The sequence below is a fragment of the Agromyces flavus genome, assembly GCF_900104685.1.
Taxonomy (GTDB): domain Bacteria; phylum Actinomycetota; class Actinomycetes; order Actinomycetales; family Microbacteriaceae; genus Agromyces; species Agromyces flavus.
In genome coordinates this window covers 2,845,328-2,860,576 of record NZ_LT629755.1, presented here as the reverse complement: position 1 = coordinate 2,860,576, position 15,249 = coordinate 2,845,328, and the positions used below count along the sequence as shown (strand labels likewise).

Sequence of the window (15,249 nt, the reverse complement as noted above, 5' to 3'; positions counted from 1 at the left end):
GCCGCTGTGCCTACGCTCGACGCATGACCCCGAACCCCACGAACGCACCCGCGCGCCTCGGCGTGCAGCTGCAGCCCCAGCACGCGAACTACACCCAGATCCGTGACGCCGTGCTCCGTATGGAGGACCTCGGCGTCGACGTCGTCTTCAACTGGGACCACTTCTTCCCGCTCTCGGGCGACCGCGAGGGACTGCACTTCGAGGCCTGGACGATGCTCGGCGCGTGGGCCGAGCAGACCGAGCGCGTCGAGTTCGGCACGCTCGTGAACTGCAACTCGTACCGCAACGCCGACCTGCAGGCCGACATGGCCCGAACGCTCGACCACATCAGCGCCAAGGGCGGCGACACCGGCCGGTTCATCTTCGGCACGGGCTCCGGCTGGTTCGAGCGCGACTACGACGAGTACGGCTACGAGTTCGGCACGGTCGGCTCGCGACTCGACGACCTGGCTGAGGCGCTGCCGCGCGTCAAGGCCCGCTGGGCGAAGCTCAACCCGGCGCCGACACGAGGGATCCCGATCATGATCGGGGGCAAGGGTGAGCAGAAGACCCTGCGGCTGGTCGCCGAGCACGCCGACATCTGGCACTCGTTCGTCGCGCCGGGCGACCTCCAGCACAAGCTCGACGTCCTCGCTCGCTGGGGTGAGAAGGTCGGCCGGGATGTCTCGGGCATCACGATCTCGAACGAGCTGTCGCGCGGCTCGCTCGACGACGGGCACGCCGACGCCCTGTACGCCGCCGGCGTGCGTCTGTTCACCCTCGGCCTGTCCGGCCCGCACTACGACGACACCCCGGTGCGGCACTGGCTCGCCTGGCGCGACCGGAAGAACCGCGAGGCGGGGGTCGGCGCCGCCGCCTGACGCGGGTCAGTTCGCGGGGCTGCTGCTCAGGCTCAACGCTCCCGAGGGCTGCCACGAGATGCGGTAGGACATTCCGCCGATCTCGCTGTCGAGGGTCATGCCGTCGGTGGCGAAGTCGCGCTCGGCCATGCACATCGAGCTTGCTCCGTGGTCAGGTCGTTCGACGTGCAGGCAGATCTGGTTGGCATCGTCCTGGTGGGCGGCGTGGACGGAGGCCCCGTCGGGAAGGGTGGCGATCCGGCGGTAGGACGACGGGTCGATCTCGGGATGGGTGGAACTCGGGAGGTCCTCCGGGACCTGGGCCCGCTCGAAGACGGCCATGGCGGGCGCATCCTCGAGCGAGGTCGGCTCGGCGGGCTGCGCGGGTGCGAGCTCGAACGTCACGTCGTCATCGGGTGCGGCGGCGGGCGCGGCGCCGGGGGTGAGCGTCGCCGCCGTCTGCACTCCGAAGAGCCATCCGATCCCGACGCCGACGGCCAGAGCGACGGCGCCCGCGAGTGCGGCCCATTGGAGGGTGGTAGACCGCGAGCCCGCGAGATCTTCGGCATCGGCGTCGAGGTCCGGGTTCGGGTCGGCGGTAGGGGAGCCGACCGTTGTCGTCTCCACGTCGGGGGCAGCGCCCGCCGAGCGCGAGTCGGCCGCCTCGGCACGGGAAAGCGCAGGGCGAAGGCCCTCGAGCTCATCGACCGCGGCCGCGCGTTCATCGTCGGACGCGCCGGCGCCGTACACGACGCGCTGGAGTTCGGCGATGCGTTCGGCGTTCGACATCCGGATCTCCTCGCTGGGCCGGCGTAGGGCAGGTCGGGGCTGCGCCCAGCCTGCCCGAACCCCCCGGAGCGGGCAAGCCGCTGCATGCGAGGAGCGGGGTCAGTACCTCATTCGGCCGGGACCGCTGGGGCGATCGACACTCGACCGCTCACATCCCAGGTTGCGCTGTACGCGCCCGTTCCCGTCGTCTCGGTCTCGGCCACCAGGCCCGCGACCGGGAAGCGGCCGTCCACCGTGCAGGCCGACGCGGGAGGCGCCAACGGTGCCACGAGCACGAGACACGCATCCCGGCCGTCGACGGTTCGCACGGCGGTCACGCGGAGGCCGTCCCAGCGCGAAGCGAGGACGCGGCGGCTGTCCAGGTCGAGAACGAGCTCGACGTCCGGCTGTGGGAAGCGGGCGGGATGGCCGTTCAGCGGGGGAAGTTCGAACACCCGCCAGGCCTCGGTCTGCGCGGCGGGCACCGTCCTCGAGGTCGCGACCAGTCCGCCCACGGTGCCGAATGCCCACCCGATCGCCACGCCGGCCAGAAGCAAGACGGCCGAGGCGGTCCGCCGGTGCCGCGCCGAGGCCGAGGGGGCGGTCGAGGGCGCCGCAGGAGCGCCCGACCGAGCGGTCGGCGTCGGGTCCGCCGTCGGCTCCACCGGCCGTTCGACAACGCCCTCGGTCGCCCCCGCCCGCCCGCTCGCGCGTCGCAGTGCGGCGAGCTCGGTCGCGGCCGCCGCTCGCGCCTGATCGGACGCGTCGGCACCGTAGGCCGCGCGCTGCAGGCGTGCGAGCCGATCCTCGTCGAGCCGGGACATCCCGCGTTCCTCATCCGGCTGTTGCAAGCCGTAGCTCCAGCATCCGCCGAGGCGCGCGTCCGCGCAATGGATCCGCGACGTGCACCGCCGACTGCGAGACGGGCCGGCTCGCAACGATCGAGCGGCCAGCGGCAGCGGTGGAACGGCGAAACTGTGCGGCCGCTCGGTCGCACACTGGCCGACCATTGCGTTGGAGCGCAGAACGCGCACGAATCGTGTGCGCTACGCCGAGAAGGCGCGCGAGTTTCGCTCCACACTGGGAGTGGCGTCTCGACGGCGGCGCAATCCGAACGGCGTCGTCGAGGCTCGAGAGAGCGACCTGGTCCGCCGACACCACACCGGTCGAGCCGGCGGCGCGCCGCCGTCCTCGGCCCACCCGATCCTCATGAGGAGTGAGATGTCGACTGTGACCGAGACCCAGTCCGAGACCACCATCGAGGCCGCCGTGCGCCCCGCCGCGATCACCCGCACGCCGTCGAAGAAGACGGTGCTGATGTGCCGCCCCGAGCACTTCACGGTCGTCTACCAGATCAACCCGTGGATGGACCCGGCCAAGCCGACCGACACCGCGCTCGCGATCGCGCAGTGGCAGACGCTCCACGACACGTACGTGGCACTCGGCTTCGACGTGCACCTCATCGACCCGGTCGAGGGCCTGCCCGACATGGTCTACGCCGCCAACGGCGGCACGGTCATCGACGGCATCGCCTACGGCGCGAAGTTCACCCACCAACAGCGCGCGGCCGAAGGCCCCGCCTACATGGACTGGTTCCGCGCCGCCGGCTTCGACGTCCGCGAGCCGGTCGAGGTCAACGAGGGCGAGGGCGACTTCCTGCTCGTGGGCGATGTGATCCTGGCGGGCACGGGCTTCCGCAGCGACGCGTCCAGCCACGCCGAGCTGGCCCGCATCACGGGTCGCGAGGTGGTGACGCTGAACCTCGTGAACCCGAGCTTCTACCACCTGGACACGGCGATCGCCGTGCTCGACTCACGTGCAGGCCAGGAGCACATCGCCTACCTGCCGAGCGCGTTCGACGAGCCGTCCCTCGCGATCCTGCGCGAGCGCTACCCCGACGCCATCCTGGTCTCCGAGGAGGATGCCGCGGTCCTGGGCCTCAACTCGTACAGCGACGGGCTCAACGTCGTCATCGCGGCCCGCGCGACGGGATTCGAGCAGCAGCTGAGGGAGGCGGGCTACCACCCGATCGGCGTCGACCTCTCCGAGCTGCTGCTGGGCGGCGGCGGCGTGAAGTGCTGCACGCTCGAGCTGCGTCGCTGACGGGCGGGCAGACCCGTCAGCCTTCGGCCGCGAGGAATGTCAGCAGCGCGGCGTTGACCTCCTCGGCGTGCGTCCACATCATGCCGTGCGGCGCACCCTCGATCTCGACGTACTCGGCGGAGGGCAGGCTCTCGCGGAACCGCCTGGCCGTCACGTCGATGGGCAGGATCCGGTCGGCGGTTCCGTGGAGGATGAGCGAAGGGACGTCGATGCGCTGGATGTCGCCGCGGAAGTCGGTGAGCCAGGCGTCGACGCACGCCGACGCGGCGTACCAGGAGGCCTGCGACGCCGTCGCCCAGTTGCCGCGGAGGGCGGCCTCGGAGATGCGCGACCCGAGGTTCTCATCGAGGTTGAAGCAGTTCTCGAAGTACGCGTCGAACCACGCGAACCGGTCGCCCTCGGCCTGCGCCTTCAGGCCGTCGAAGTCGGGAGCCGCTCCGTCGGGATTGTCGGCGGTCTGACGGAGGTACGGCTGCTGGCAGCCGAGGAACGCGGCCTTGGCGACCCGGTCGCTGCCGTAGTTCCCGAAATACCGCGTGATGTCGCCCGTGCCCATGGAGAAGCCCACGAGCGAGACGTCGCGCAGGTCGAGCGTCTCGAGCAGGGCCCTGAGGTCGGCGGCGAACGTGTCGCAGTCGTACCCGATCGTGGGCTTGCCCGACCGGCCGAATCCGCGCCGGTCGTAGACGATCACGCGATAGCCGGCGGCGAGCAGCGCCCGCTGCTGCTTCTCCCACGACTGGCTGTCGAGCGGATACCCGTGCAGGAGCACCACCGGCCGTCCCGTCCCATGGTCCTCGTAGTACAGCTCGATGGGCGCCGAGTTCTCGGTCCCGACGGTGATGGTGGGCATGCGGATTCCCTCGTCTGCGTTCGTGGTGTCGTGCCGTGCGCGGCCAGTCCAGCACCGGGGGCCGCACGGGGCAAGGCCTTGCGTCCGAGCGTGCGGGGTCGTTCAGGCGATCGCCGCCGCGACGAGCGTCGAGCGGAGGCGGTCGCGTGCGTGGCGCACGGCGGCCGCCCCGGGCGAGACGACCGCGCCGGCGGCCACGATCGGCGGGATCGAGGCCAGCGCGCCACCCCCGAGTGCCGGACGGTTGTCGCGGAACGCGGCCTCGATGTCGCCGGCAAGCGGTGCCCACCATCCCCCCACGGTGATCACGTCGGGATCGACGGACGGCACGACCACCTGGAGGGCTCGGCCGATCCAGAGGGCGGCGTCCAGCCACGCCCACCGGGCACGGTCCTCCGCCTCAGCGACGCGCGCGGCCAGTTCGTCGAGCGCGGCGCGTCGCCCGTACTGCCGGTCGACGTCGTCGAGCTCGGCCCGCTCGAGCAGGACGGCCGGCGAGGCGACCGTCCTGAGGCAGCCGCGCTGGCCGCAGCCGCAGCGGACGCCGTCGGGTACGACGGGCAGGTGCCCGAAGGTCCCGGCGAGGCCGTGCGCACCGAGGTACGGCGCGCCGGCGATCGCGATGCCGGCAGCGACCTGAGGCTCGCCGGTGAGGTGCAACAGGACGGCGGCACCCCGGATGGAGGCTTCGTCGACCGCGCGGGCAGCCGGCTCGGAGACGAGGAACGCCGGCACCGTGAACTCCGGCTCGACGTCGGCCAGCCGCTCGGAACGGTCGCGGACCGCGGCGATCACGTCGGCGGGCTCGAGGCCGAACGCATCGTCGAGCACCGCGAGCTCGGGCGAACCGGCGACGGCGCCCTGCACGATGATGCCGGTCGTGGCCAGGCTCCGCCCGTCTCGGCCGGCGCGCGCGAGCGCCCGATCGACGACGACGGCGAGCGCATCGAGCGACGCCGCAGCGGGGCCGCGGAAATCGTCGTCAGTCACCGCAACGGGTTCCTCGTAGCGGGCGACCTCGGCGCCGTCGAGCTCGAGGAGCGTTGCGACGGCCTCGTCGCCCCGGACCCCGGCGGCGAGGATCAGGCGGTCGGCCACGGCGAGCGCGACACGGGCGCCGCGCGGGCCGGGCGCGCCATCCGACTCGATCACCACGCCGCGTTCGACCAGGCGATGCACGAGCGCCGAGACCGCGGTCCGGCCGAGACCGGTCGCCGACGCGAGCTCGGACCGGGTCGCCGCCCCCTTGGCGAGCAGGTGATCGACGACGGCCGCGACGTGCGCGACGGGTGCGGCGCCGGGTGCCGCGGTCGGGAGGGCGTGGGAGTCGGCCGGGGCGCCGGGCTGCGTCATGGCGCAAGCATGCTGGCCGCGGTTGCCACGCAGAAAGCACCCCGTTCGGGGGGCGTCAGCGGCCGCGACGCCCGGCGAGCCATCCGTCAACCCATGGTCGCCTCACAGCCGCGGCACCTAGCCTGACGTGGTCCGGCCGTGGCCGGCCGCCGTGGGGGGAGGGCAGCAGCTCGTGCAGACCTTCCTGCCCTATGCCGACTTCGCGCGCAGTGCGGCCGTGCTCGACACGGTCCGCCTGGGCAAGCAGCGCGTCGAGACGCTCCAGGTGATGCGCGCACTGACCATCCCGAGCTACGGATGGCGCCACCACCCGGTCGTGCGGATGTGGCGCGGCTTCCGCCCGGCGCTCATGGCGTATCAGGACGCGGTGTGCGACGAGTGGGAACGTCGCGGGCACTCCGACACCTGCCGCGAGAAGACCCTCGCCGAACTCGATGCCGACCACCTCGATGCCGCGGCCTACCGCGCCCGCGAGTTCCCGCTGCCGCCGTGGGTCGGCGACGAGGAGTTCCACCGCTCGCATCGGTCCAACCTGCTGCGGAAGGACGGCGAGTTCTACGCCGAGATCGCGTCGGACGTCCCCGCCGACCTGCCGTACGTGTGGCCTCCGGGCCACGAGACGATCGTCTGAGCTCGCGCGGGCTAGCGGCGTTCCTCCGCGACGGAGTTCCCGCCATCGACCGCGATGAGCTGCCCGGTGACGTACGAGGCGCCGGGTGTCGCGAGCCACGCGACCGCCGAGGCGACCTCGCCGGGTCGGCCGCTGCGCGCCACCGGCACGAGGAGGCCCTCCTCGGCCTCGCTCGGAAGCTGGCTCGCCGTCGCGATCCACCCGGGTGCCACGGCGTTGGCCGTGATGCCCGTCAGCGCCTCGTCGACCGCGAGCGCGCGCACGTAGCCGAGCATGCCGGCCTTGGCGGTCGCGTAGCCGACGTCGCCCTTCGACGCCATCAGCGGGCCCGAGACGCTCGAGATGCAGATGACGCGTCCCCATCCGGTGTCGCGCATGCCGGGGAGCATCGCGCGGGTCAGCAGGAACGCGGTCGTGAGGTTCATCGCCAGGCCCGCGTTCCAGTCGGCGAGGGTCATCGTCCCGTCGCCGTGCAGCATCTCCGGGTCGCCCGTCGCGATCATGCCGGCGTTGTTCACGACGATCGTGGGCCGGATGCCGGCGGAGGCGAGCTCCGCCCCCAGGTCGTCGACCTGCGCCTCGTCGTCGAGTCGTGCGATGACCGCCGTGGCCGCGATGCCGTCGCGCCGCAGCTCCTCCGCACGCTCGTGCACGCGATCGCTCGTCGCCGTCAGCACCACTCCGGCGCCGAGCTCGCCCAGCGCGCGGGCTGCCGCGAACCCGATGCCCTCGGCGCTGCCTGCGCCGCTCACGATCGCGACGCGGCCCTCGAGGCTCCACAAGGAAGGAATACTCATGGCGGCATCGTACGAATCGCGCGCCGGATGCGGAATCCGAACGGTCGCGCGGATGCGGTCAAGGGGTTGGGGGAGGAGCGGCAGGCGGCGTAGCCTCGCCGACGAGCGGACCCGATCGGGCCGCATGGGGAAGCGAGGGGAAGCGATGGTCGCGGTGCACGACCGGGTGAGCTGGGCGACGTCCCAGGGGCGTACGCAGGGTCGCGTGGTCGAGCGGAAGACCGAGGACTTCACGTTCGACGGTCAGCTATTCACGGCGTCAGCCGACGACCCCGCGTTCATCGTCGAGAGCGAGAAGACCGGTGCGCGCGCCGCGCACAAGGGATCCGCGCTGCGCGTGCTGAAGAAGTAGGAGGACCCGATGGCGAAGACCGAGACCGATCGAGACATCCGACGTGCCGCGAAGCGCGCCGTGAAGGAGGCCGAGCGGGCCGGCAAGGAGGCCCGCAAGCTCGCCGATTCGCTCCCCGAGCCGGCGAAGACCAAGGTGAAGGCCGCCCAGAAGGCCGAGGCCGAGCGGATCGGCCGCGCGAAGAAGGATGCGTCCCGCAGCCCCCTGGCCGCCCGGCGCGCCGCACGGCGTTCGTCGGCCCGGCTCGAGCGGGTGTCGGTGCGCTACGGCACCGCGGGCGGGCGTGCCTCGTCGAGCGACGCGCCGAAGAGCCGCCGTCGCTCCAAGACGATCAAGCAGCAGCGCGCCCAGGTGAAGCAGCCGTCGAAGATGGCCGTCCTGAGCGGTTTCCGCACGGCACTCGCCACCATCTTGACCCCGACCGACAAGGAGGCGGCGCGCAAGACCGCGAAGCTGCGCGTGCGCCGCATGAAGGCGAAGGGAGCCTGACGTGGGCATCCGGTTGAACGAGACGGCGCTCAAGCACGCCAGGTCGCTGGTTCGCGAAGGCAAGGTCGTGCGCGACGAGCGGGACGACTGGAGCGAGCACGCACCGAGCGCCGATGACGAGAACCGCGTGATCGAGAAGGACGGCTGGACCGAATTCCGCCACTGGCACCTCGGCATCGACGACGACGAGAACCAGGACACCAAGGGCGCGTACTCGTTCCCCTACGGCGACTACGCCAAGGTGCACCGTTGCGCGGTCATCTCGCTCGAGAGCCGCGCGGGCCAGTACGACCACGACGACATCCGCGATGCCGCGAAGAAGCTGCTCGAGCTCATCGACGAGGGCTGACCGACCGCTCCGGATGGCGCGAGCGGCGTGCGCCGATCGGAGCGGCTGAATCCGGGGTCGGTCCCGATGCGCCGCGCCGACCCGGGTCGTAGCGTCGCAGCATGGATGGCGCCATCCTCGCCGGCGCTCTGTCGACCGGCCTCTTCGCCATGAGCTACCTGCCCATGCTGGTGAAGGCTGCGCGCACGAAGGACCTCTCGTCGTACAGCCTCGGCAACCTGGTGACCACGAACGCAGGCAACCTCGTCTACTCGTTCTACGTGTTCAGCCTGCCGGCGGGTCCGATCTGGTTCCTGCACGGCTTCTACCTCGTCGCGTCGGCGCTGATGCTCGCGTGGTTCCTCCGCTTTCGGCCCAGGGCGAGGGCGGCAGATGGAACGACGCTCGATGCCGCGCACCGCGTGTCGCCGCGGCCGCCGGCACGACACGTCAGTCGAGCGGCAGCACGCATGTCGGTGACGTGACCTCGAGCACGCGGCGTGCGGCACCGGTCACGAGATCGACCTCGACGAGCGCGTGGCCCCGCTCGGCGGCGACCACGACGGTGCGGTCGTCGAGGTGCGCGTGGTGGCGCGGCCACGCGGCACCGATGGGGTGCTCCGACGCGAGGTGCGGGTGCGCGGCATCCGTCGCCTCGAAGACGCTCACGGTGTCGCGGCCGCGCACGAGCGCCGTGAGCAGCCGCCCGGACGGGCTCGCGTCGAGGTGCGAGGGCTGCACGACGTCGTCGGCACCGCCCGATGGCCGGACCATCACGGACTCGGTGCCGGCGGGGCGCGCGCTCGCCGCGTCGACCTCGAACGTGTGGAGGTGCCCGTCGAGCTCGCCGATGACGTGCACCTGCCCGGACCGCACGAGCAGGTGGCGGGGACCGGTGCCCGGCGCGAGTTCGATGGTGCGCACGATGCGCAGCGCCGGGCCGGAGGCATCCGTCGCCCGTTCGGCCACCAGCTCGTGGACGGCGTCGCCGCCGAGGTCGCTGACGAGGTGCGTGCCCCAGGGGGTGGCCACGACCTGGTGGGCGTGCGGAGCATCCTGCCGGTCGCTCACCGGACCCGTGCGCGGCGGGAGCCGCAACGTGACCGGCCGGCCGAGCGCGCCCGACTCGAACGGCACTGCCGTGACCGAGCCGCCCGTGTAGTTCGCGACGAGCAGCAGGCCGGATGCCGCGTCGACGGCGATGTGGCACGGGTGCGCCTCGCCGTGCTCGACGGAGTCGACCGGTTCGAGCGCGGCGTGCGCGCCATCCGCCCCGCCCTCGTCGATGCGGAAGCTCGCGACAGAGCCGGACGCGTCCTCGCCGACCGCGAAGAGCAGGTCGCCCGATCTCGCGACGAACGACGGGTTTGAGGCGGTGGCCGACGCGACGATCCGCCACTCGCCGGACTCCGAGCGCTCCGCGAGGTGCAGGCTCGGGCCCGGCCCGTCGGGCGTGTAGGACCCGAGGGCGAATCGCCGCGTCGGTGCGCTCACAGCTGCACGGGCAGCCGCGCGGCGACGGCCTCGGCGGCGTCGGCGACGGGGCGGGAGATCGGCTGCAGGCGCGTGAGCTGCGTCACGTGCTTCGGAGACAGCTCGTCGAGCGTCGCGACCTCGAGCAGCTTCATGGTGCGCTCGATCTCGGCGCGGAGGATCGCGATCGTGCGGTCGACACCGCGGCGACCGCCGGCCATGAGGCCGTAGAGGTACGCGCGGCCGATGAGCGTGAAGCGTGCACCGAGCGCGATCGAGGCGACGATGTCGGCGCCGTTCATGATGCCGGTGTCGAGGTGCACCTCCATGTCGCCGCCGACCTCGCGGACCACATCGGGCAGCAGGTGGAACGGGATCGGCGCGCGGTCGAGCTGGCGGCCGCCGTGGTTGGAGAGCACGACGCCGTCGACGCCCGTGTCGGCGAGGAGCCTGGCGTCCTCGACGGTCTGCACGCCCTTCACGACGATCTTGCCCGGCCAGATCTCGCGGATCACGTCGAGGTCGGCGAACGAGATCGTCGGGTCCATCGCGGCGTCGAGCAGCTCGCCGACCGTGCCGCCGGTCGAGGAGAGCGACGCGAACTCGAGCTTCGGGGTCGTGAGGAAGTTGATCCACCACGCCGGGCGGGGGATCGCGTTGATCACGGTACCGGGCGTGAGCTGCGGCGGGATCGAGAAGCCGTTGCGCTTGTCGCGCAGGCGGGCGCCCGCGACCGGGGTGTCCACCGTGAAGAACAGCGTGTCGAATCCGGCGCCGGCCGCACGACGAGCGAGCTCGTAGGAGATCTCGCGGTCGCGCATGACGTAGAGCTGGAACCAGTTGCGACCGTTCGGATTCGCGGCCTTCACGCCCTCGATCGAGGTCGTGCCGAGCGTCGACAGCGTGAACGGGATGCCCGCCGCGCCGGCCGCACCTGCGCCGGCCTCCTCGCCCTCGGTCTGCATGAGGCGCGTGAAGCCCGTCGGCGCGATGCCGAACGGGAGCGCGCTCGGCCCGCCGAGCACCTCGCGGCTCGTGTCGACGACGGGCACGTTCCGCAGGATCGACGGGTGGAACTCGACGTCCTGGAAGGCCTGCCGAGCGCGGGTCAGCGAGAGCTCGCCCTCGGCGGCTCCCTCGGTGTAATCGAACGGCGCCTTGGGCGTGCGGCGCTTGGCGATGTCGCGCAGGTCGGCGATCGTGAGCGCCTTCTCGAGACGGCGGTCGGTCGGGTTCAGGGTCGGCTTCTTGAACCGCATGAGTTCGGCGAGCTCGCGCGGGTTCGGCAACTGGCGCTGGACCATGGTTCGGCTCTCTTCCTAGGGGGTGCTCGTGGCGCGTGCGGCGCCGTGGTCGGGTGAGATCTCGGCGTAGTAGCGCGAGATGTGGTCGTGGATGCGTCGCCGGGCGGTCGCGGCATCCGCTGCTCGGATCGCGTCGACGACCCCGCGATGCTCGGCGCGGAGTCGGGTCGCGGTGGTCTGCCAGTCGCCGAGGCGACGGCTGCCGCCGAGCGCGTAGCCCTCGATGCCGCTGCGGAGTCCCGCCATGGTGGCGGTGACGACCTGGTTGCCCGACGCCTCGGCGAGGGCGAGGTGGAACGCGGCGTCGAGCGCGAGGAACTCGGCCGGGTCGAGGTCGGGCTCGTCCATCGCGTCGAGCAGGCGGTCGGCGGCGGCGAGGTCGGCTCCGGATGCCTCGGCGAGGTCGCTCACGACGTGCGCCTCGAGCGCGAGGCGGGTCGCGACGATGTCGTCGACCGGGAACCCGCGCACCGCGACCTGCAGTCGCATGAGCGCGCTCATGCCGCCGCCGGGCGTGGCGATGATCATCGCGCCCGCGGTCGGCCCGGATCCGGTGTGGGTGCGGATGAGCCCGAGCACCTCGAGCACGCGGAGCGCCTCACGAACGCTGGACCGCCCGACGCCGAGTTCGGACGCGAGGGCGCGCTCACCCGGCAGTCGGTCGCCGGGCCCGAGCTCGCCGTCGAGGAGCCGGCGCTCGATGTGCTCGAGCACGGCCTCCCACGCGCGCGGCTCGATCGAGCGGGCGGATGCCTCGTCGCCCATGCCGCTCCCTCCGTCGCGTGGCCTGTGGTCAGACCACAGTAGCAGATGTGGTCTGACCACAGCGGGTCCGCGGCGTAACCGACCGTCGCCGCCCGGGCAAGCCCCTGCCGTGCCGCGCCGCGGCGACGCAGACTGTCGGCCATGGCGCGACCGCGCCGGAAGGAGCGCACGACGATGAGCGACATCAACACGCCCCGCGGCGACGAGCACGCGCAGGACCCGGCCGAGGGCGCGAGCGGATCCGACGCTCCCGAGCAGCGGCACCATCCGGACCAGCCGGCGGAGGGCGCGGACCGCGACGAGCCGCCCGCCGACATGTCGTCCTACGACATCCAGCCGCCGCCCACCGAGGACGCCGAGATACCCGGCGTGCCGGACGCCAGCGCCGCGATCCAGGGCGGTACGGAGGACGAGCCGGGCACCAACGCCACGGGCGTCGGCACCTGACGCCGACTGGGGTCCTTCGTCACTACCGGGCGGACGGCGGGACCGGCACGCTGGCCCCATGAACGGCTACGCGAACCCCGACCGCCCCGATCAGCGGCTCAGCAACGCCGAACGCGAGGACGCCGTCGCGCGGCTCTCCGACGCCCAGATCGAGGGTCGGCTCACTCCCTCGGAGTACGAGCAGCGCGCGGCGTCGGTGCGGAGCGCCGTCACTCGCGGGGACCTCGCGCCGCTGTTCGCCGACCTCCCCGAGGTCGCCCCGACGGTCTCCGCGCCACCCGCGCCACCCGCGCCACCCGCACCGACCGTGTTGTCCGGCCCCGGAACGCTTCCGCCGCCGTCAGCCGGGCCGCTGCCGCCGGCGCCCGCGTCGGTGCGCGGCTCGCGCGCGCTCGGCGGCCGGATCGGCGACACGATCATGGCGCTCACGCCGTTCATCGCCCTGGGCCTGTTCTTCTGGTCGGGCTTCAACGGCGGCTTCGTCTGGTCGTGGCTCTGGTTCCTGCTGATCCCGGTCGTGGCGATCATCATCTACGGACCGGGCGGGAAGCCCGACCGCGGCACGTGAGTCGGAAGGGCCAGGTCAGCCCTTCTTCGAGCGGATGCGGACGCGGTTCTGCCCGGTCGCCTCGTCGAGTTCGACCACGCCGCCACGCGACTTCAGGAAGTCGGTGAACGTCGGGAAGCCGAGCCGGCGCTCCTGGAACGACGGGTCCATGCGCAGCATCTGGTTCTTCACCGCGCTCGAGTCCTGCCATTCCTGGTCGTTCTTCGCGCGCAGCAGCTCGAGCGCCTTGAGGAGCAGGCGGCCCGGGTTGCGCGTGGTGCCCGTCGCGGCATCATCCGCAGCACCCGGCTCGGCGGGCGCCACGAACTGCACGGCCTTGGACGAGCTCTTGGGCGCCGCTGGCTCTTTCGACGCCGGGGCCTCCGCCGCAGCGTCGGCCGGCGCGGAATCCGTCACGGTCTTCGACGATGCGCGGCGGCGCCGAGCGGGGGCTCCCGGCTGCGCTCCGGCCTCGGCCACCGGTGCGGCGCCGGCCTTGGCCGTGCCGACGGACGTCTTCGACTCGGCCCCGTTCGACCCTTCGGTTGCCTCGTCATCACGCACCGCGGCATCCGTCGCGAGGATCGCGTCGTAGTCGGCGTACTCGTCGCATGCGGCGGTGAGCGCCCGGCTGGTGCCGCCCGCGACCCCGATGCCCACGACGTACCGGCCGAGCTTCTTGGCCTTCTGCGCGAGCGCGACGTAGTCGGAGTCGCCCGCGACGATGACCACGTTGGAGAGGTTCTCGATGAGGAAGAGGTCCTCGATCGCGTCGACCGACAGCCGGATGTCGGCGCCGTTCTTCGTCGCCGACAATGGGAAGAGCTGCACGAGGTCGACCGCCCGGTCGATGAGCTGGTTGCGGTAGCTCGCGTTCACCGGCGTCGACCAGTCGGCGTAGGCGCGCGCGATCGCGATCGTGCCGAACGTGGCCGCGAAGTCGAGCACGGCGTCGATGTCGACCGTCGCCTGCTGCAGCCGCTTCCACGCCTGCGTACCCGGCTGCACCGTCTTCGTGCGGCTCGTGTCCTTGCGGTACGCGCCCTCGCCGTGCAACTGGTCGTAGCGGGAGATGACGATGTTGTCGAAGTCGAAGTACAGCGCGACCCGTGGTTCTGCCGAAGCGGGCATGTCGACCTTCCGTCGGGGTGTCCTCCGATCGTAGGCCCGGGCGGCGACGTGATCCCAGCGACAGGCGTCAGGCGGCCGCCGCGACGGCGTTGTGCAGTTCGTCGGCGTCGAGCCCGAATCGCCCGATACCGCCTCCGACGTTGGTCAGGAACACGAAGCACACGTCGAGCGAGGGCGTGATCCAGAACTCGGTGCCGGCCCAGCCGCCGTGGCCGAACGTGTCGCGTGCGAGCAGGCCGGGTGCCGAGTGCCGCACGTTCCACGTGAAGCCCCAGTCCTGCCCGCGCGACTCGACGTAGGGCTCGAGCTTCGGCAGTCCGGCGGTCAACGGGCGTCGCATGGCCTCGAAGGCGACCGGCGAGACGACCGAGCCGTCGTTGCGCAGCAACGCGCTGCCGAGCGCGAGCAGGTCGGCGGCGCGAGCGAACAGGCCCGCACCCGGATGGCGCAGCGCCGCCATGCGCGCCCAGTCGAGCCCGTGCTCGGCGGCGTCGACCGGCGCATGCGGCGATACGTCGTCGAACGTGATGCCGGCGGCATCCGCTCGCTCGCCGACCTCGGCCACGGCCCGCTCCCATGGCGCGCCCGAGGCGTCCTCGATGAGCGCGGCGATGCCCTCGAACGCGATCGTCGAGTACCGCGAGACGGTGCCGGCCGGGAAGTCGCGGCCCGGTTCGAGCAGCGAGGTGCGCAGTCCGCGTGGCGTGTCGAGCGGCGGCTCGATGATGCCCGAGGTGTGACTCGCGAGGTGGCACAGGCGCACGATGTCGTCACGGTCGGCCCCGAACGACGGGATGGCGCGGGTCAGCGGGGTCTCCGGCGTGAGCCGGCCCTGCTCGATGAGGCGCAGTGCGGCGAGGCCGACGATCGGCTTGGTGATCGAGAACAGCGGGTAGTGGTCGTCGACGGATGCTGCGCCGAACGCGTCGAGCGCGACGACGCCCTCGGACGTGGCGATGCCGAGCACCGCGGTCGGCAGCGGGCCGTCGTCGACGTGGCGGCGCACCCAGTCGAAGGCGTGGTCGAACTTCGTCATGCGGGCGGTTCCTCTCGGTCGGGCGTCTCGCGA

The 15,249-nt window shown here is 72.2% G+C and carries 19 protein-coding genes; 9 read left to right on the top strand and 10 right to left on the bottom strand.

What is annotated here, in order from left to right; all coding sequences use genetic code 11:
- Positions 1–23 precede the first annotated feature (23 nt).
- Positions 24–860, top strand: a complete 837-nt coding sequence (locus BLT99_RS13525) for an LLM class F420-dependent oxidoreductase (protein WP_092673483.1) — start codon at positions 24–26, stop codon at positions 858–860.
- A gap of 6 nt (positions 861–866) precedes the next feature.
- On the opposite strand, the gene BLT99_RS13520 is transcribed toward BLT99_RS13525, so the two are convergent.
- Together BLT99_RS13520 and BLT99_RS13515 are read right to left on the bottom strand one after the other, a co-directional pair.
- Positions 867–1,628 carry a hypothetical protein gene (locus BLT99_RS13520; RefSeq protein ID WP_092673480.1) on the bottom strand — a complete coding sequence of 254 codons (762 nt, stop codon included), beginning with the start codon at positions 1,626–1,628 and terminating at the stop codon, positions 867–869.
- Positions 1,629–1,735: 107 nt separating this feature from the next.
- Complete coding sequence (locus BLT99_RS13515) at positions 1,736–2,641, bottom strand: hypothetical protein (protein WP_133988383.1); 906 nt, start codon at positions 2,639–2,641, stop codon at positions 1,736–1,738.
- Positions 2,642–2,828: 187 nt separating this feature from the next.
- Between BLT99_RS13515 and ddaH the strand changes: the two genes are divergently transcribed.
- Positions 2,829–3,710 (top strand): dimethylargininase, encoded by an 882-nt coding sequence (ddaH, locus tag BLT99_RS13510; RefSeq protein WP_092673475.1) that lies wholly within the window; start codon positions 2,829–2,831, stop codon positions 3,708–3,710.
- A 16-nt stretch (positions 3,711–3,726) separates the two neighbouring features.
- On the opposite strand, the gene BLT99_RS13505 is transcribed toward ddaH, so the two are convergent.
- Both BLT99_RS13505 and BLT99_RS13500 read right to left on the bottom strand, forming a co-directional pair.
- Positions 3,727–4,563, bottom strand: coding sequence for an alpha/beta fold hydrolase (locus BLT99_RS13505; protein WP_092673473.1), 837 nt, complete (start codon positions 4,561–4,563; stop codon positions 3,727–3,729).
- A gap of 102 nt (positions 4,564–4,665) precedes the next feature.
- Positions 4,666–5,916 (bottom strand): ROK family protein, encoded by a 1,251-nt coding sequence (locus BLT99_RS13500; RefSeq protein ID WP_092673470.1) that lies wholly within the window; start codon positions 5,914–5,916, stop codon positions 4,666–4,668.
- 172 nt (positions 5,917–6,088) lie between these two features.
- Between BLT99_RS13500 and BLT99_RS13495 the strand changes: the two genes are divergently transcribed.
- Entirely contained in the window at positions 6,089–6,547 is a 459-nt protein-coding gene (locus BLT99_RS13495; protein ID WP_092676359.1) for an MSMEG_6728 family protein, read from the top strand.
- Positions 6,548–6,558: 11 nt separating this feature from the next.
- Here BLT99_RS13495 and BLT99_RS13490 read toward each other — a convergent pair whose 3' ends face one another.
- Positions 6,559–7,344 carry an SDR family NAD(P)-dependent oxidoreductase gene (locus BLT99_RS13490; protein WP_092673467.1) on the bottom strand — a complete coding sequence of 262 codons (786 nt, stop codon included), beginning with the start codon at positions 7,342–7,344 and terminating at the stop codon, positions 6,559–6,561.
- Positions 7,345–7,489: 145 nt separating this feature from the next.
- On the opposite strand from BLT99_RS13490, the gene BLT99_RS13485 reads away from it, so the two are divergent.
- From BLT99_RS13485 to BLT99_RS13470, 4 genes are all read left to right on the top strand, one after another.
- Positions 7,490–7,696 carry a hypervirulence associated TUDOR domain-containing protein gene (locus BLT99_RS13485; RefSeq protein ID WP_092673464.1) on the top strand — a complete coding sequence of 69 codons (207 nt, stop codon included), beginning with the start codon at positions 7,490–7,492 and terminating at the stop codon, positions 7,694–7,696.
- A gap of 9 nt (positions 7,697–7,705) precedes the next feature.
- Positions 7,706–8,185, top strand: a complete 480-nt coding sequence (locus BLT99_RS13480; protein ID WP_092673461.1) for a hypothetical protein — start codon at positions 7,706–7,708, stop codon at positions 8,183–8,185.
- Position 8,186: 1 nt separating this feature from the next.
- The gene (locus BLT99_RS13475) at positions 8,187–8,534 is read left to right on the top strand and encodes a hypothetical protein (RefSeq protein ID WP_092673458.1); all 348 of its coding nucleotides are present in this window, start codon (positions 8,187–8,189) and stop codon (positions 8,532–8,534) included.
- A 101-nt stretch (positions 8,535–8,635) separates the two neighbouring features.
- The gene (locus BLT99_RS13470) at positions 8,636–8,998 is read left to right on the top strand and encodes a PQ-loop repeat-containing protein (protein ID WP_229724397.1); all 363 of its coding nucleotides are present in this window, start codon (positions 8,636–8,638) and stop codon (positions 8,996–8,998) included.
- Here the strand turns inward: BLT99_RS13470 and BLT99_RS13465 are convergent.
- The 3 genes from BLT99_RS13465 to BLT99_RS13455 are packed head-to-tail and all read right to left on the bottom strand — an operon-like array spanning position 8,964 to position 12,055.
- Positions 8,964–10,007 (bottom strand): lactonase family protein, encoded by a 1,044-nt coding sequence (locus tag BLT99_RS13465; protein ID WP_092673455.1) that lies wholly within the window; start codon positions 10,005–10,007, stop codon positions 8,964–8,966. The genes BLT99_RS13470 and BLT99_RS13465 overlap by 35 nt on opposite strands.
- Positions 10,004–11,290 (bottom strand): alpha-hydroxy acid oxidase, encoded by a 1,287-nt coding sequence (locus BLT99_RS13460; protein WP_092673452.1) that lies wholly within the window; start codon positions 11,288–11,290, stop codon positions 10,004–10,006. Before BLT99_RS13460 ends, BLT99_RS13465 begins: the two co-directional genes overlap by 4 nt.
- 15 nt (positions 11,291–11,305) lie before the next feature.
- On the bottom strand, positions 11,306–12,055 hold the full coding sequence (locus BLT99_RS13455) for a FadR/GntR family transcriptional regulator (protein WP_092673449.1): 750 nt from the start codon (positions 12,053–12,055) through the stop codon (positions 11,306–11,308).
- Positions 12,056–12,229: 174 nt separating this feature from the next.
- Here BLT99_RS13455 and BLT99_RS13450 point away from each other — a divergent pair, with 174 nt between their 5' ends.
- Positions 12,230–12,502, top strand: a complete 273-nt coding sequence (locus BLT99_RS13450) for a hypothetical protein (protein ID WP_133988385.1) — start codon at positions 12,230–12,232, stop codon at positions 12,500–12,502.
- A 58-nt stretch (positions 12,503–12,560) separates the two neighbouring features.
- Positions 12,561–13,070 carry a DUF1707 SHOCT-like domain-containing protein gene (locus BLT99_RS18185; RefSeq protein ID WP_092673443.1) on the top strand — a complete coding sequence of 170 codons (510 nt, stop codon included), beginning with the start codon at positions 12,561–12,563 and terminating at the stop codon, positions 13,068–13,070.
- 15 nt (positions 13,071–13,085) lie between these two features.
- Here the strand turns inward: BLT99_RS18185 and BLT99_RS13440 are convergent, their stop codons facing one another.
- A complete protein-coding gene (locus BLT99_RS13440; protein ID WP_092673440.1) occupies positions 13,086–14,180 on the bottom strand; it encodes an NYN domain-containing protein in 1,095 nt (364 codons plus the stop codon).
- Positions 14,181–14,247: 67 nt separating this feature from the next.
- Positions 14,248–15,216, bottom strand: a complete 969-nt coding sequence (locus tag BLT99_RS13435; protein ID WP_092673437.1) for a serine hydrolase domain-containing protein — start codon at positions 15,214–15,216, stop codon at positions 14,248–14,250.
- Positions 15,217–15,249 lie beyond the last annotated feature (33 nt).

What these genes read in the sequence shown, in the direction of transcription:
- BLT99_RS13480 (WP_092673461.1), top strand. Translation starts at nt 7,706, where the DNA reads ATGGCGAAGACCGAGACCGATCGAGACATCCGACGTGCCGCGAAGCGC.
- BLT99_RS18185 (WP_092673443.1), top strand. Translation starts at nt 12,561, where the DNA reads ATGAACGGCTACGCGAACCCCGACCGCCCCGATCAGCGGCTCAGCAAC.
- BLT99_RS13460 (WP_092673452.1), bottom strand. Translation starts at nt 11,290, where the DNA reads ATGGTCCAGCGCCAGTTGCCGAACCCGCGCGAGCTCGCCGAACTCATG.
- BLT99_RS13455 (WP_092673449.1), bottom strand. Translation starts at nt 12,055, where the DNA reads ATGGGCGACGAGGCATCCGCCCGCTCGATCGAGCCGCGCGCGTGGGAG.
- BLT99_RS13525 (WP_092673483.1), top strand. Translation starts at nt 24, where the DNA reads ATGACCCCGAACCCCACGAACGCACCCGCGCGCCTCGGCGTGCAGCTG.
- ddaH (WP_092673475.1), top strand. Translation starts at nt 2,829, where the DNA reads ATGTCGACTGTGACCGAGACCCAGTCCGAGACCACCATCGAGGCCGCC.
- BLT99_RS13505 (WP_092673473.1), bottom strand. Translation starts at nt 4,563, where the DNA reads ATGCCCACCATCACCGTCGGGACCGAGAACTCGGCGCCCATCGAGCTG.
- BLT99_RS13435 (WP_092673437.1), bottom strand. Translation starts at nt 15,216, where the DNA reads ATGACGAAGTTCGACCACGCCTTCGACTGGGTGCGCCGCCACGTCGAC.
- BLT99_RS13520 (WP_092673480.1), bottom strand. Translation starts at nt 1,628, where the DNA reads ATGTCGAACGCCGAACGCATCGCCGAACTCCAGCGCGTCGTGTACGGC.
- BLT99_RS13500 (WP_092673470.1), bottom strand. Translation starts at nt 5,916, where the DNA reads ATGACGCAGCCCGGCGCCCCGGCCGACTCCCACGCCCTCCCGACCGCG.
- BLT99_RS13470 (WP_229724397.1), top strand. Translation starts at nt 8,636, where the DNA reads ATGGATGGCGCCATCCTCGCCGGCGCTCTGTCGACCGGCCTCTTCGCC.
- BLT99_RS13450 (WP_133988385.1), top strand. Translation starts at nt 12,230, where the DNA reads ATGAGCGACATCAACACGCCCCGCGGCGACGAGCACGCGCAGGACCCG.
- BLT99_RS13440 (WP_092673440.1), bottom strand. Translation starts at nt 14,180, where the DNA reads ATGCCCGCTTCGGCAGAACCACGGGTCGCGCTGTACTTCGACTTCGAC.
- BLT99_RS13485 (WP_092673464.1), top strand. Translation starts at nt 7,490, where the DNA reads ATGGTCGCGGTGCACGACCGGGTGAGCTGGGCGACGTCCCAGGGGCGT.
- BLT99_RS13490 (WP_092673467.1), bottom strand. Translation starts at nt 7,344, where the DNA reads ATGAGTATTCCTTCCTTGTGGAGCCTCGAGGGCCGCGTCGCGATCGTG.